At 32.0% G+C, this 16,121-nt stretch carries 12 protein-coding genes; 1 reads left to right on the plus strand and 11 read right to left on the minus strand.

The genetic code is table 11. From position 1 onward, the window contains the following. Positions 1 to 204 precede the first annotated feature (204 nt). From KQI85_RS04160 to KQI85_RS04175, 4 genes are all read right to left on the minus strand, one after another. Complete coding sequence (locus KQI85_RS04160) at positions 205 to 912, minus strand: peptidylprolyl isomerase (RefSeq protein WP_216574834.1); 708 nt, start codon at positions 910 to 912, stop codon at positions 205 to 207. A 34-nt stretch (positions 913 to 946) separates the two neighbouring features. Beyond that, positions 947 to 4,024 carry an AAA family ATPase gene (locus KQI85_RS04165; protein ID WP_216574835.1) on the minus strand — a complete coding sequence of 1,026 codons (3,078 nt, stop codon included), beginning with the start codon at positions 4,022 to 4,024 and terminating at the stop codon, positions 947 to 949. A 2-nt stretch (positions 4,025 to 4,026) separates the two neighbouring features. Continuing rightward, a complete protein-coding gene (locus KQI85_RS04170) occupies positions 4,027 to 5,142 on the minus strand; it encodes an exonuclease SbcCD subunit D (protein ID WP_216574836.1) in 1,116 nt (371 codons plus the stop codon). A 397-nt stretch (positions 5,143 to 5,539) separates the two neighbouring features. Continuing rightward, positions 5,540 to 6,268, minus strand: a complete 729-nt coding sequence (locus KQI85_RS04175) for a YebC/PmpR family DNA-binding transcriptional regulator (protein WP_216574837.1) — start codon at positions 6,266 to 6,268, stop codon at positions 5,540 to 5,542. 250 nt (positions 6,269 to 6,518) lie between these two features. Between KQI85_RS04175 and KQI85_RS04180 the strand changes: the two genes are divergently transcribed. After that, on the plus strand, positions 6,519 to 6,818 hold the full coding sequence (locus KQI85_RS04180) for a hypothetical protein (RefSeq protein ID WP_216574838.1): 300 nt from the start codon (positions 6,519 to 6,521) through the stop codon (positions 6,816 to 6,818). 125 nt (positions 6,819 to 6,943) lie between these two features. Here the strand turns inward: KQI85_RS04180 and KQI85_RS04185 are convergent, their stop codons facing one another. The 7 genes from KQI85_RS04185 to KQI85_RS04215 form a co-directional block, all read right to left on the minus strand. Further along, positions 6,944 to 8,032, minus strand: coding sequence for a helix-turn-helix transcriptional regulator (locus KQI85_RS04185; RefSeq protein ID WP_216574839.1), 1,089 nt, complete (start codon positions 8,030 to 8,032; stop codon positions 6,944 to 6,946). Then, complete coding sequence (locus KQI85_RS04190) at positions 8,004 to 9,221, minus strand: AI-2E family transporter (protein ID WP_216574840.1); 1,218 nt, start codon at positions 9,219 to 9,221, stop codon at positions 8,004 to 8,006. The genes KQI85_RS04185 and KQI85_RS04190 overlap by 29 nt, the downstream gene beginning before the upstream one ends. An 88-nt stretch (positions 9,222 to 9,309) precedes the next feature. Beyond that, positions 9,310 to 10,530: a cell division protein FtsZ gene (gene ftsZ / locus KQI85_RS04195; RefSeq protein WP_216574841.1), complete on the minus strand. Its 1,221-nt coding sequence runs from the start codon at positions 10,528 to 10,530 to the stop codon at positions 9,310 to 9,312. A 184-nt stretch (positions 10,531 to 10,714) separates the two neighbouring features. Next, positions 10,715 to 11,455 (minus strand): cell division protein FtsQ/DivIB, encoded by a 741-nt coding sequence (locus KQI85_RS04200; RefSeq protein WP_216574842.1) that lies wholly within the window; start codon positions 11,453 to 11,455, stop codon positions 10,715 to 10,717. Between the two features lie 45 nt (positions 11,456 to 11,500). Continuing rightward, the gene (locus KQI85_RS04205; RefSeq protein ID WP_371820549.1) at positions 11,501 to 12,715 is read right to left on the minus strand and encodes an FtsW/RodA/SpoVE family cell cycle protein; all 1,215 of its coding nucleotides are present in this window, start codon (positions 12,713 to 12,715) and stop codon (positions 11,501 to 11,503) included. Positions 12,716 to 12,746: 31 nt separating this feature from the next. Then, positions 12,747 to 14,105: a UDP-N-acetylmuramoyl-L-alanine--D-glutamate ligase gene (gene murD, locus KQI85_RS04210; protein ID WP_216574843.1), complete on the minus strand. Its 1,359-nt coding sequence runs from the start codon at positions 14,103 to 14,105 to the stop codon at positions 12,747 to 12,749. 105 nt (positions 14,106 to 14,210) lie between these two features. Then, positions 14,211 to 16,004 carry a penicillin-binding protein 2 gene (locus KQI85_RS04215; RefSeq protein WP_253293738.1) on the minus strand — a complete coding sequence of 598 codons (1,794 nt, stop codon included), beginning with the start codon at positions 16,002 to 16,004 and terminating at the stop codon, positions 14,211 to 14,213. Between the last annotated feature and the right edge of the window lie 117 nt (positions 16,005 to 16,121).

The raw sequence follows: 16,121 nt of genomic DNA on the forward strand, positions 1-16,121 counted from the left end.
GTTATAGTATATTAATGATAGACTTTCTTCTTGCTATAATGTATGTTTATATACTATATAGTCTACTACTTACTTGTTTTATATTATTATATCACTATAATATACTGCTTATCTTAAATATATTATCCAAACTTAGAGAAGTTATTGTAAATTTATAGTCTGTTATTGTATATCTGTTATTAATCTACAACTCTTATACTGTTGTTAATCTACAACTTTTATACTGTTAATAACCGGCTGATTTTCTTTTTTAACTGTACCATTACTATCTTCAACCTTTGTATCTTCACATATCTTATCAACTATATCCATTCCGTCTGTAACCATTCCAAATGCCGCATAATTACCATCAAGATAATCTGCATCTTCATGCATTATAAAAAATTGTGAACTTGCACTGTCATTAGCACTTGATCTTGCCATTGATATGACACCTCTTTTGTGGGAAATCGGATTCTCAATTCCATTAGATGAGAATTCACCTTTTATCTTCTCATCTGAACCACCCATTCCTGTTCCAAGAGGATCTCCTCCCTGAATCATAAATCCAGATATAATCCTATGAAATGTAAGTCCATCGTAAAAACCTTCATTGCAAAGTTTTACAAAGTTTGCAACTGTTATAGGTGCAACTTCTCCATATAATTCTACTTTAATAGTACCATAATCTTTTACATCAATCTCAACATGGTTAGTTACTTTATAATCACTATCAGTATTAGTATCTGAGTTATTGCTATTATCTGTATTATCTTTTTGGTTATCTGACTTACTGTCTGTTGTCTCTTTATTATTGCCATCACTTAACGTAGTCTCTTTATTTGATGTATTCTGCTTATTATTACCACATCCTGACATCAAACCCATTATCATGCATGCAATGCATATTGTTATTATTCTAAATTTCTTCATTTTCATTCCTCCATTATCTACAAATTACACATTGTTATTTTTCTATTGTAACAGTACTTCCTTTATTTGACTTTGTCACAACTATCTTCTTGTCAATTCGTTCTCTAAGTTCAGCTACATGAGAGATAATTCCAATAAGGCAGTCGCTTTCAGACATCGAATTAAGTACATTAATAGATGTCTCTAGCGTATCCTGATCAAGTGTTCCAAAGCCTTCGTCTATAAACATTGTATCAAGTTTTATGCCACCATTATTATATTTTACAATATCTGACAAACCAAGTGCCATAGAGAGAGACGTAACGAATGACTCGCCTCCTGAAAGAGTTCTTACATCTCTTTCTTTGCCTGTGCTTCTGTCAAATACCATAATATCAAGACCTCTGTTACCTTTAGTCCTTGCTCCTCTTCTTAATTCAAATTGATTATTCATCATATTCTTAAGTCGCATATTAGCCTGACTTAAGATCTGCTCAAAGAAAACTCCCTGAACATAAGTCTCAAATTTATAATTACCATTGGCAACATCATTAAGTTTCTTACTCTTCTTATACTCACTATCTGCTTTTTGAAGTTCTTTGCCATATTTTTTAAGAAGCATCTCCTTATTTTTGTCAAGAGTTATTCTCTCATGAAGTTCATCACGTTTTTTTCTGATCTCTTCAATCTCATCGACAGTCTTTTTTAGAGTTTCTTTATATTCTGTAACATCTTCTCGCTCTTTTGTATCTATTCCCTGTTGTTCTAAATCACTTAGTCTTGTCTCATTCTCTGTTACAGTCTTATCATACTCTGATATAGCTTGTCTCATTTCATCTATCTCATGTTCATCCAAAAGAGCTTTTTTATACTCTTCTTTATCATAGAATTCCTGCTCTTTCAATATTTCTTCAAACTTTTTGCAAGTATCATCAGCTTTTATTTTAGTATCATTTATGAAATCTTCATTTTCTTTAAATGCACCATTAAGACTATCAATCTTAGTCTTCTTTTCTTCATATTTAGCTGTAAATTCTCTTATCTCAGTCTGAAGTACATTAAGAATATCTTTTGTCTTATATAACTCGTCTGTAACATCTTCTTCACTCTTTATAAGTTCTTTTTTCAATTCTTCATACTTAGCTTCAGTTTTTATAAAGTTCTCATTCTCTGTATGATATATATCTGCATATCTGTTATATGCATCATTACATTCTTCTCTTTGTATTTTCAATTTTTCATTCTCTACATCTGCATTATCTCTACGAACAACCTGTTTTTCAAGAAAATCAAGATTTTTCTTAAGAAGTGCAAGATCTTTTGAATATTTTGCTATCACATTCTCAATAACTTCTACTATATGTTCAAATGATTCTGTCTCAAGGTTATCTGAGAGATAATTATTAAGATTATTAAGCAGATTAATCTTGTCTGTCTCTATCTTACCTTTAAGCGATGCTATATGTTCATTATGATTTCTATATATGCTTTCTGCTTCATCGAATTCTTTTCTTGCTTTCTTTACATCTTCTTCATCAGGTGCATTCTCTGGAAGTGTTGCGATCTTAGGATGTATAAGTGAACCACATACTTTACATGGCATTCCTTCTGTAAGACCAATAGCAAGTCTTCCGGCTATATGATCATAATATGCTGTGTCAACATCAAGATATCTGCTATTAAGTCTATTACGTTCTGCAAGAAGTATCTTTTGTTCTCCATAGGCATTATTAAGTTCTTTCATTAAGCCTGCAAGCTGTTTTGCCTTTGTATCAAGTTGTCTGAATGCTTCTACAACAGCATTAATATTATTAATCTCATATTCACAACGCTGTTTCTCTGTTCCTGCACTGGCAAGGAATTTTAGGAGTTTATCATTCTCTCTTATCTTCCCATCCAAAGAATCAAGTTTTGTCTTAAATTCTTCTTTTTTTGCACTTGCATCTGTAATTATGCTTTTTTCTTTTGCATATAGGCTTTTAATCTCATCAAATTGTTTATATTTTTCAAGTTGTTTTGACAACTCATTTATTTTATTAATATATGGAGTCTGATCAACTTGTAGTTCTTCATCAAGCTTTCCTTTTACAATATTGGCTGATTTTTGTTCAACTTCTATTGTCTTTTTAAGTTCTTCATTTTTAGTAATCTTATCCATATACTGTTTGGTGAGCATCTGCCATCTGTCATCATACGGTTTTATCTTAACAGCTTTGTCATATTTTCTTACATTATTTTTATATAACTCTATAACATTGCTATTCTCTTTCAGATTATTTTTTTTGATAATACATGCTTCATACATGTCAATCTTCTTATTAATCTCATCTGCAGCCATAAGAGCATTATTCACTGCTATCTTTTCTTTCTCTTTTTTCTTAATAGCTGCATCATATTCTTCAAGTTTTCGTGTTGCTGCTTCTATACTCTTACCTAGTTCCTGTGACATATCTTCACAATCAAATACATCTTTTTCACCTGTAAGTTCTATTACTTTCTCTTTTATCTTTTTATATTCTATCGCATTTTTATTGTTGATATCTCTTATTCGTTCCTGTATGTCATTAAACCTATATGTATCAAAAATAGAACGAAATAACTCAACTCTGTCATCTGTTGATGCCAATAAAAGCTTTTGGAACTCACCTTGTGCAATCATGGCAATCTGTCTAAATTGTGATACATTAATTCCAAGAATCTCTTTTATCTTGCCTTTCTCACCATCAATATCTCTTGTTGATGTAAGAACTGTTCCATCCGGAAGTGTAAGTGCAACACTATGTGGAATCTTTGTCTTATATCCTGGTCGTTCATAAGACGGATTACGTCTTATTATATATACTTCATTATTATGCTCAAACTCAAGTTCTACATACGTCTTAACTTTAGGTTCAGCATAATCACTTCTTAGCATCTCCGGCGTTCTTGCATCTTTTCTCTTACCGTTACCAACTGTATCTTTACTATTCTCACCATATAATGCAAATGTAATTGCGTCAAATATCGTTGTCTTTCCAGAACCGGTACTTCCTGTTATAAGCACCAGACCTTTTTTACCAAATTCATCAAATGGAATCTCTGTCTTCTTAAGATATGTTCCAAATGCTTCCATCGTAAGTCTTATAGGTCTCATCACTAATCCTCCCCGTTGCCACTTTCCATACATCTAACAAGATAAGCCTTATCCTGTTCATTCATATCTTCACCTGTAATCTCTTTATAAAAATCAGAGAATAGTTCGTATTTATCTTTATTAAGTACATTATCACCGGCAATACCATCTAATATATCTATTGCCTTCTTGTCTTCAAAGACAATCTGCATAATATTCGGATATATCTTTTGAAGTTTTGCCATAGCATCAATCGCAACATCATCTGTAAGAATTACTTTTACATAATCATCTGTTGCCTCTTCTCTTGTTAATAGTTCTTCAAGACTACCTCTTACTTCTACCATTCTATGTAGTGGCAGAAGTGGAAGAAAAGTAATCTTTGGAACTTTGCCTTCATCAAAATCTATCACTGTTATGCTCTTTTTATCATCCTTTTCTGAAAAAGAATAACTAAGTGGTGTTCCACTATATCTCATAGTCTCACGAAGCACTTTCTGTGGCCTGTGAATATGTCCAAGTGCAACATAATCATAATCATCAAATATCGTTCCATCAACATTATCAACTGTTCCAACTGTTATCTCTGATTCAGTTCTAATAGCTCCTGTAACAAACTGATGGGCAATCATAACATTCCTCTTTGATTTGTCAACATAAGTTGATTCAATTACCGCTTTAATAGCATCATTATAACTCTCTATATCTCTATCTTCATAATATCCTCTTACATCCATAGGTTTTATAAATGGAAGCATATAAAAATTAACTTCACCATATTCGTCATCAAGTGTTACTACTCTTACTTTCCCATCAAATACACTTTCAATATATATATTATTACTCTCAAGCAGTCTGCTCGCAAAATTGAGTCTATGTGAAGAATCATGGTTACCACTAATTATAAGAATCTTCGCTCCCGTTTTTGATATTTTTGTAAAAAACTCATCAAGAATATTCACAGCCTCAATAGACGGAACCGACTTGTCATATATATCTCCTGCAAATATAACTGCCTGTGGATGTTCTTCTTCTATATAAGATAATATCTCATCAAGAATATGTATCTGTTCTTCTTTCATGCTATATTCATGAACACTTTTTCCTATATGCAAATCTGATAAGTGAAATATTTTCATCTAAATTATTGCCTCCTCAATCCCAAAAACACACGTTCTTTCGTTAATTTCAATATTTCTAATCTATCACATTATCTATTTTTATTCAAGATACTTTATTATCAACTGTCTCATCTCATACATAAAAAACACTCTTCGTTCTAACAAAAGATTCCATTTAAATATCGCTTAATCTAATAGTATATTAAAGAAACCTGATGCTTATGCACCAGGTTTCCAATATGGGATTTTACCCCCGCTCTTGACAAAGAGCCAAAAATCCATCATACAGCTCATATTAATTACTCGCATTAAGTAACTCATATAAGTTATATGATGGATTCGATATATACTTCTACATATCTATTAAATTGTATCTTTCATATTATATTAAATCAATCAATATAATCAGATATAATTATTCATCCCAGTTATGATATACTTCCTGAACATCATCATCTTCATCAAGTAAATCAAGAATTCTATTCATTAACTTGATATCCTGTTCATCAGTTAATTCAACCCATGTCTGTGGAATCATTGTAACTTCTGCTGAAGCCATTGTAATACCTGCATTCTCAAGATTCTCTCTTACTGCACTGAAATCTTCTGGTGCTGTTGTTACTTCGTAGCTGTCTTCTTCATCTGCAAAATCTTCTGCACCTGCATCTAATGCTATCATCATAAGTTCATCCGGATCCATATCACATTCTTCTTTATCAATGATAATCTGTCCTTTTTTATCGAACATAAATGATACACATCCTGGTGTTCCTACATTACCGCTTCCTTTTGTAAATGCATTACGAACGTTAGAAGCTGTTCTATTCTTATTATCTGTTAATGTCTCAACAATAATTGCTGTTCCACTTGGTCCGTATCCTTCATATGTAATTGATTCATAGTTAACAGCATTAGCATCACCTGCTGCCTTCTTAATACTACGTTCGATTGTATCATTAGGCATGTTGTTTGATTTTGCTTTTGCTATAACATCCTTTAACTTGCTGTTATTTGCTGGATCTGGTCCACCTTCTTTAACAGCAACAACTATTTCTTTTCCGATTCTTGTGAAAATCTTACCCTTAGCGGCATCGTTTTTCTCTTTTTTATGTTTTATGTTGGCAAACTTTGAATGTCCTGACATAATAACGCTCCTTTTTTATAATTATCTTCCGGTCAAATGACCACTATTCTTCATTTTACCACTTTTAATGTATCTTCGCAAGTATGTTTTATTATAGCATAATATATTTTCTTAACAATCTGTCTACAAGTCTTATTATGCCTTCGTATCTCTCCGATATATTAACAGTATAATAAACTGTAAAATATTATCTTAAGTATAGGATATTTTATATGTCTGTGCATCTTTATATATTGGAAGGAGTGTCCATATGGTCGATTTAAACGATTTAAAAAAAGCTTTTGAACGTGAAGAGCAAAAAGCTGAAGAAACAACTATTGAAAAAGAACGCCAGCTTTTAAAAGATGTCACTATCTATTTGTGTGATAAAAAAGGTGTTTCCGCTGTTAAAGGATATGAACCTGATGAGATTACTGAGTTTTTATTAAAGCCTGTATCAGAGATTAAACAATGTATTGGCTATGCTGATATGAATGATGATGAACTTGAAGGGCTTGCTTATACTCTGCGTAAAAAAATTCAAAAATCAGGAAGCATTATTAACTGGTAATATTATATTCATTCTTCATAATACATAATCACATCTACACAAAAGCCACTTAATGAACTATAACCTCAAAATCTTTGTTATCGTTCACTAAGTGGCTTTTGTATAATATATAATTATTCTATAATCTATTCACACATAGCTATAATCTCTGCTCCAAGAACTTTAAGTGCCTCATTATTAATAGAAAAAGTCTCATTACCTTCCACATCTGATTTTATTCTTATTATCTCATTATGAACAAGATTATCTATATGAACTATTACTTCATTCTTAGACATTTGAAGTGCTTCTGATATCGCATTAATTGTATTCTTTTTTTCTTTTATCATTTTTAATATCTCTAATCTTTTTTCATCGCTTAAGACTGAGAGATTTCCTGACAATCTCATATAATTCTCAGAATGTTTTTTCTCTCTTTTTACAAGTTCAAAAAAGAGAAAACCTATCTCAAATACAATTTTTTTATGCTTATCTGTATAGTAACTTATAGAATTAAATGGCATTATCTGAATTACATATTCTATATTCTCATATATTTTTGTATCTTCATTACATACCATAATATACTTCTTAAGTTCTTCCGGTTCCATATTATTTAATCTATCATATACTTCATTAAACTCATTTTTTATAATTTCAAAATGTCTTCTTCCAATTATCTCACATTCCATTATAAAAAGTTTGGTTTCTATATATAAACTCTCTCTGTCTAGGTACATCGACATAAATTTTTCTTTTATCTCACTCTCAATACAGCTTTCGTTTAATAATTCCATTACTTTTTTTGAATCTTCCATATCAAGTTCATTAAACTTATCTTTATCAATAAAAAAATCAAATCCGGATAATACATATTTTTTTAAAATATTCTCTATTGTATTCTGCTCTTCATAAAAACCATTTACCAGATTATACAACAGATATATTTTTCGTTTTTTCTCACTATATTTTGGGCGTATATACTTATTAATGTATGGATATTTGGTAAGTAACCTGCTCATCTCTTCTTCAAGTGTTCTCTTTAGATAAAAAATATTTCTAATGTATTCTTTTATCTCTGTACGACTCATTCCAAAACTTTCTCTTGATTTATACAGATTATCAATTCTCTCATTAGTCTTGTCATTAAAACACTCTATACATTCCAGTCCCCAATATGGACTCCTGTTAAGCTTAATCATTATGTCACTGTCCATTCCTTTCTGTAGTATCATAATTATCATATCTATCCGGAGATATATTCTTATCCTTTATTCTGTAATTAACAATCTCTGCTATAAGATTGTATATTACAGCAAATGTTGGTACACCAAAGAGCATTCCAACAATACCAAACAAACCGCCTCCAAGCAGTATCGAAAATACTACCCAAAATGGTGTAAGTCCTGTTGATTCTCCAAGAATCTTAGGTCCAATAATATTACCATCAAGCTGTTGTAATAGTATTATAAATACAATAAATATAAGACCTTTTTTAGGATCTGCAAGCAGAATAAGTATCGCACTTGGAACAGCTCCAATATATGGTCCAAAAAATGGTATTACATTAGTTACACCTACTATTGTACTTACAAGCATTGTATAAGGCATATCAAGAATTGTCAGCCCTACAAAACACAATGCACCTATTATAAGTGAATCGATAATCTTACCACTTATAAATCCACCGAATATATCATCACTCTTTTTAAACTCTTTTAATATCTTCTCTGCATGTTTTTCTTTAAATATCGCATATATAATTTTTTTACCTTGTTTGGCAAATGTCTCTTTACTTGATAATACATATACTGCAACAATCACACCGACAACAGCATTAACAAATACTGATACTGCTGATATTATTCCTGATGCAAGCTGTCCAATCTGTGTCATCATATCATTCTTAACCCATCTTGTTATATAATCTGTTGCTTCTTTTAATATCTTTTCAAACATATCTGCATATTTGCTATTCTCTTTCATTCTCTCAGACACCCATTTTATCAGTCTGTTTACCTGCTCCGGAAGTGTATCTGTCACTTTGAATATGTTCTCAACAATCTCAGGAACTGCCATTATTATCAGAATGTATATTGTAACTAAGAACATTACCATAGCAATGAATATTGATAATCCTTTGCTGATACTTTCTCTCTTCTTTTCTTTTTTTATAATTTTGTATTTTGTAAACAACTTGTATATCTTCTTATGAAAGAACTTCTGTGGACGCTTTAATACATACCCAAGACACAATCCAATGAGTATTGGCTGTATTGTTCCAAGTATCAATTTAAATACTGACATAATCTCCGAGAAACGGTAAAAAGCGAAAAATATGATTATCGCTAACAGTATTACTATAAGTTGAGACATACTTTTTGATATTATCTGTGAAAATCTTTGGTTTTTATTCTCTTCCATAGTATTTCTCCTTTTCGATATTTCATAATATAAGCATACCCTTCGCATTGCGAAGGGTATATCTCTATTCTATGTATTATAAGATATTCTATTTACGTTTCTGTAAAAATTCCGGTATCTTAATTGATGGTCGCTGTTCCTGACGTTCTTCAATTATTGATTTTGCATCTGGCTTTGGAATGTTATTAAAAGCAATAGGTGGAACTTTCGCTGCTTCCTGTTCAACATGACCTGCTGTCTGTCCATATGCACCTGTCTGGAATGATGCTGTTCCATTACCAAATACATTAGTTGTACCATTAGGTCTTGCATTGAATCCATTAACAACATCACCTATTGACTTCTTCTTACCTGAATTAGAATCATCAAGTCCTGTTGCGATAACTGTGATTGTTGCTTCATCAGGATATGTATCATCATACATTGCACCAAAGATAATATTAGCATTATCTCCTGATAATTCCTGAACATAGCTTGCTGCTTCATTAGCTTCCATAAGTCCAATATCACCTGAAATATTAATAATTACATGTGATGCACCTTCGATTGTTGTCTCGAGAAGTGGGCTTGTAACAGCCTGTTTAACAGCTTCAATTGCTTTTTCATCACCTTTTGCTTTACCAATACCAATATGTGCAATGCCTTTATTCGTCATAACTGTCTGAACATCAGCAAAGTCAAGATTGATAAGTCCTGGCACATTAATAAGATCTGTAATACCCTGAACAGCCTGCTGAAGTACTTCATCAGCTTTTCTTAAAGCTTCTGGCATTGTAGTTCTTCTATCTACTATCTCTAGTAATTTATCATTAGGTATTACAATTAATGTATCAACATTCTGTTTAAGTCTTTCAATACCACTTAACGCATTATTCATTCTTGCTTTTGCTTCAAATCTAAAAGGCTTTGTAACTACACCAACTGTAAGTATTCCTTTTTCTTTAGAAAGTTGTGCAACAACAGGAGCAGCACCTGTTCCTGTTCCGCCGCCCATACCACATGTTACAAATACCATATCAGCACCTTCTAAAGCAGCTGATATCTCTTCTGCGCTTTCTTCCGCAGCCTTTTGTCCTACTTCCGGCTGTGCTCCGGCACCTAATCCTTTGGTTAACTTCTCACCTATTTGTAAAGCTGTTGGAGCTTTGCAAAGCTGTAACGCCTGTTTATCAGTATTGATACCAATAAACTCAACTCCACCTATATTCTCATCAACCATTCTGTTTACTGCATTATTACCAGCTCCACCTACACCTACTACGATTATCTTTGCAGCGGAGTCAGATTCATTTGTCTTAATCTCTAACAAGGTGTTACCTCCTCTTATATTTTCTATTTCTTCTAAAAAAAATCTTTAAATCCTAAAATCTTAAAAAAAACCTTATATACTATATATAATATAATTAAATAAGAAAAATTTCAATATGTATTTTCTATATTTGTTATTTTTTTTCAAGATATTGTGATTTATATAATGTTTATAATCTTAATCGTCAATTTTCTTTTTTAAATAAGATATCACCATTATTTTCATCAAAATCATCCAGATATAACGTACCTTTTAATCCTTCAAACTTATTCATTACTAAACTTAATCGGTATATTCGCTCTCCAATATTAGAGCCATCACCCAAAAGTATTTTAATATCACCTTTATAAAGGATTATATTATAATTCTTATCAAACTGTATTTTGTCTACATCAACACTATACTTGTCAAGGAACTGTGTAATACTTAATATTGTATTAAATACTTTATCATCTTTTACAGCCAGCTTACTATATAATTGCATAGAATCAAATTGCAAACCACATACAAGTGGTATTCCCTCTGGAAGTTTAGTTGAACTTTCGACTATTATGCCATCTTTATCAAAGAACATATTAACTCCCATATATTCTATATATGCAGTCATTGCTTTTTCATATATAGTAACTTTAACATGATTTGGCCATACAACATCCACATCGTATGTCTCAACGAAGGGTATTGTCTTCTTTTTCCCAAATATATTATTAATATATACTCCAATCGCATTCTTTTCGTAAGCTTTTTCAAATATAATATTCTGTATTTCTTCTTCTGTATAATTTTTATTACCAGTAATTTCATAAGATTCTATTTTAAAAAAATAGAATGCAAATATTGATACTATTATTATTAGTGCAACTATTGATGCAATAATAATAATAGATATATTTCTTTTTTTGTCTCCCTGTTTCACATTCTTCATACAACCCCTCCTAATCCGTTAGAGTGTATCGCTAATATACTACCATTATTTTTCAAAACTAATCTGTCTTGATACATTAAGCACAAGTCCTATTTCTATAAGTAAAAATACAACCGATGAACCACCATAACTGATGAATGGAAGTGATATTCCCGTATTAGGAATCGTATTGGTAACAACTGCTATATTAAGTATTACCTGAATCGCTACATGCGACATTACACCTACAACTATCATAGCACCAAAAAGATCCGGTGCATTGTTGGCTATTATCATAAATCGCCATATCATCATTATAAATAGTAGAATTACACATATTGCTCCAAAGAGTCCAAGTTCTTCACAGATAATTGAAAATATCATATCATTTTGTGCTTCGGGTATAAAGCCTAATTTCTGAATACTATTTCCTAGCCCTTTACCAAAGAAACCACCTGAACCTATTGCATATAATGCCTGTAATGTCTGATAGCCATAATTATCACTTGAGCTTTCAGGATTCTTCCATATAAGCATTCTTCGTATTCTAAATGGTACAGTATCATCTATCTGATTAATATCATATGTTGTAAACAGGTGATATAGATAGATAATCACAACTGCTGCTACTGCACTTACACCAAGAATATATGGCCAATATTTTGGATATGCTACAAATGTCATTATAACTGTTATTCCAAATACAATTATACATGAACTTAAGTTATCTGTTACAATATATAATGGCACTGCTCCTATAAAGCCTATAATTCCAATAAATAATATTGACTTTATGTATTTTATTCTTCTTCCAAACTTGCATATAAGTGATGCTACGAGAAGAATTGTCGCTACTTTAACAATCTCAGCAGGCTGAATTCGTATACTGCCATGACCTATCCATCTTCTTGCATTATGGCTCGATATTCCAAGTGGTGTTAATACAAGAAAAACTGTTATCAATGATATTATAAAAAATATCGCTGATGGTCTTCTCCACACTTGATAAGGGATAAATGAAACTACAAACATTACAAAAAGCCCCAGTACCGAAAATGTCGCCTGCCTCTTTAGGAAATAGCATGAATCATTATGTTCTGACAATGCATTATATGAACTTGTGCTATATAGCATTACAAGTCCGAATCCAATAAGAAATATTACTATTACAACAAGACTATAATCAAAATATTTGGTTATTTCACGTCTCTTAACAGGTGCTGTATCTTTCTCTTCGCTTTTGCTCACTTGTGTTGTTCTTCTTTTCTTTCTTAGTTCCACTATATCCCCACCTTATTTTATATTTTATCTTCTAATTCAATTGATTAACATACTCTTTGAACATCTTGCCTCTTTGCTCGTAGCTTTCAAACATATCCCAGCTTGCACATGCAGGTGACAGAAGAACTGCATCTCCACTCTCTGCTATCTTAGCACTAAGGCTTACTGCTTCACTAAGTGTTGATACAAATGTAATCTTATCATATCCATGCTTCTTAGCACATTCTGCTATCTTATTACGTGTTGCTCCAAGTAATATAAGGTGTTTAGCTCTATCTTTGAATGCAAGAACCCAATCGTCATATTCTGAATGTTTGTCATATCCACCACCAATTAATATTGTTGGTCTTGTCATAGCTTCTATAGCTTTGATTGCAGCATCTGTATTAGTTCCTTTTGAGTCATTGTAATATACAACTCCATTTAGTTCTCTTACATATTCTATTCTATGCTCAACAGCTTTGAATTCTTTTACTGTTGATATGATTATATCCATTGGAATTCCCATTGACATTGCTACGCCTATAGCTGCCATTACATTTTCATAGTTATGTTTTCCAATTAATTTCATATCATTAACATTCATTAATGCTGTCTCTTTACCATCTTTTACAAGAACAATATCATCATTATTCATGCAGATACCATTCTCTATCTTGTATAATCTGCTAAAAAATAGTACAGATGCACTACATTCTTTTGCACCAAATGCTCTTAACACTTCATCATCATAATTAAGTACACATACATCTTCCTGTGTCTGATTCTTTGTGATACTCTCTTTTACTTTGATATAATTCTCCATTGTCTTATGTCTGTTAAGATGATCAGGTGTTATGTTAAGTATTGCACTTACATGTGGTCTGAAATCATGTGTTGTCTCAAGCTGAAAACTTGAAATCTCAGCTACTGTAACTGAATCTTCATCTGTTTTTAATACTTCACCTGTATAAGAGTTACCAATATTACCAACTACGTATGTATTCTTAATATGATTCTTAATTATCTCACCAACAAGTGCTGTTGTTGTTGTCTTACCATTAGTACCTGTAATTGCCGCAACAGTTCCTTTTTCGTAATTATAAGCAAGTTCTATCTCACCCCATACAGGTATGTTCTGTCTGTTAGCTTCTAATACTGCTTCACTGTCAATTGGTACACCCGGACTTATTACTAAAAGTTTTGCACCTTCTAAAACTTTTGCAAAATCTGTACCTATTACTACTTCTACCTGTACATCCGGAAGTTTTGCATATACATCTTTTTCGTTTACTTTTTCATTGCTATCATAAAGTACAACTTTAGCCTGTGTCTTAGCAAGAAGTCTTGCTGCTCCAATTCCGCTTATACCAGTGCCTACTACTACTACTTTATCGCCTTTTAAATCCATAATATTTTTCCTCCAAATTTATCGCCTTAATGGCAATTATAACCCTAACATTATATTGCTTTTCATTTTACTTTTCAACTATTTATTCATATATTTTCTATATACTTAACTGTTGTTATTTTTTTCCATTCCAAGATATGGAAGAATATTGTCGAATACATTCTGTATTACAGGTGCAGCTATCGTACCACCATAATATACACCTTGTGGCTCATTAATTATACACATCGCCATAACTTTCGGATCGTTATATGGTACAAATCCTACAAATGATGCTATGTATTTACCAGAACCTCTTGGAAGTTTCTGGCTCGTAGCTGTCTTACCACCTATCTCATATCCTTCAATATATGCCTTGTTACCTCCTCCGTTTTCCACTACCTGCCACAATATCTCTTTCATTGTATCAGATGTCTCTTTAGAAATCGTCTGTTTATCTGTAGTATAATTAAGATTCTGTATTACTTTACCATCTTCATTAAGTATATCTATTCCAAAATGTGGTATTATCTTATGTCCGCCATTAACTATTGATGCTGCTGCACCTAATAATTGCATTGGAGTTATCTGAAATGACTGCCCAAACGATATTGTCGCAAGTTCAACTGCTCCAATATTCTCTTTTTTATGCATTATCCCTGATGCTTCACCCGGTAAGTCTATCCCTGTCTTTTCCATCAATCCAAATATCTTAAAATATTCATAAAAACGGTCTGTTCCAAGTCTTCTTCCCCATTCAATGAATGCCGGATTGCATGAGTTCATCACTGTCTCTGTAAATGTCTCTGTTCCATGTCCTGTCGTCTTGTGACATCGTATTCGCCTGTCTTCAACTGTTGCATATCCGCCACATGTAAATGTATCTGTTATGCTTACAACACCGTCTTCTAATGCACCTGCTGCTGTTATCATCTTAAATGTACTTCCCGGTTCATAAGTATCATTAATCGCCATGCAACGCCACATCTGGTTGAGCATATCCTGTTTGGTCATAGTCTCTGCTGTTTCATCAGTCTTATTCTGGTCAATAGTCTCACTTTCTGATGTTGTCTCTGACTGCATCTCGCTTAGATACTCACTTGTAAGTTCAAAAGGTTGATTAAGATTATACTCTGGTGTATTAACCATCGCATATATCTCTCCATTAACCGGATTCATAACTATTATAATAACATTTTTGGCATTTTTCTCTGTCATAACTTTATATGCTGCCTGTTCACAGTACCTTTGAATATTATAATCAATGCTTATCTTAAGTGTATTACCTGCAATTGGTTCTTCTCTATTCTCTCTATATCCTTCAAGTTCTATTCCTTTAGCATCTGTTACTGTAAGAATATTGCCACTTTTGCCGGTAAGATATTCATCATAATATACTTCAAGCCCTACTATTCCCTGATTATCACTGCCTGTGAATCCTATTACTTTTGATGCAAGTTCATCATACGGATAATATCTTTTATAATCTTCATCGACTTTTACACCAGAATATCCATATTCTCTTATTCTGTCACCAATTGTCTTTTCTACATTAGTTTTTATTCTTTCTATAGAAGACTTCTTCTTTACTTTTTTTAATACATCTTCATAGGATATACCAAGTTCAGATGACAACATAGATGCTGTCTGTTCTTCATCAGTTATCTGGTTATGGATCACTGATACTGTACATACAGTTATATTAGTTGCAAGTGGAATATTATTACGATCTATTATCTCACCTCTTAGTGCTTTTATTGCACGTTCTCTCTCGTGAAGCTCTGTAGCAAGCTTTGTATAATAATCATGTTCTATTATCATTACATAGAATAATCTTGCAATAAGCAATATAAGTACTGTTATTGTAGCTAACGAAAATATAAAGATTTTTTTTCTGTTATATGTCTTTTCTTTTTCCATTCTTACATATAACCTCATAATAGCAGTTTATATATTCTATTCTGCTATTATGAGGTTATGCAATCATTCTTCTAATATATTCTATTGTTCTCTGACTACTTCCACAGGCAAGCCTGT

This window comes from Falcatimonas sp. MSJ-15 (genome assembly GCF_018918265.1).
Taxonomy (GTDB): Bacteria; Bacillota; Clostridia; order Lachnospirales; family Lachnospiraceae; genus Falcatimonas.

Bases quoted from the DNA above. Each gene is read 5' to 3' on its own strand.
- KQI85_RS04165 (WP_216574835.1), bottom strand. From the start codon at position 4,024: ATGAGACCTATAAGACTTACGATGGAAGCATTTGGAACATATCTTAAG.
- KQI85_RS04175 (WP_216574837.1), bottom strand. From the start codon at position 6,268: ATGTCAGGACATTCAAAGTTTGCCAACATAAAACATAAAAAAGAGAAA.
- KQI85_RS04180 (WP_216574838.1), top strand. From the start codon at position 6,519: ATGGTCGATTTAAACGATTTAAAAAAAGCTTTTGAACGTGAAGAGCAA.
- KQI85_RS04190 (WP_216574840.1), bottom strand. From the start codon at position 9,221: ATGGAAGAGAATAAAAACCAAAGATTTTCACAGATAATATCAAAAAGT.
- KQI85_RS04215 (WP_253293738.1), bottom strand. From the start codon at position 16,004: ATGGAAAAAGAAAAGACATATAACAGAAAAAAAATCTTTATATTTTCG.
- KQI85_RS04160 (WP_216574834.1), bottom strand. From the start codon at position 912: ATGAAGAAATTTAGAATAATAACAATATGCATTGCATGCATGATAATG.
- murD (WP_216574843.1), bottom strand. From the start codon at position 14,105: ATGGATTTAAAAGGCGATAAAGTAGTAGTAGTAGGCACTGGTATAAGC.
- KQI85_RS04170 (WP_216574836.1), bottom strand. From the start codon at position 5,142: ATGAAAATATTTCACTTATCAGATTTGCATATAGGAAAAAGTGTTCAT.
- KQI85_RS04185 (WP_216574839.1), bottom strand. From the start codon at position 8,032: ATGATACTACAGAAAGGAATGGACAGTGACATAATGATTAAGCTTAAC.
- KQI85_RS04200 (WP_216574842.1), bottom strand. From the start codon at position 11,455: ATGAAGAATGTGAAACAGGGAGACAAAAAAAGAAATATATCTATTATT.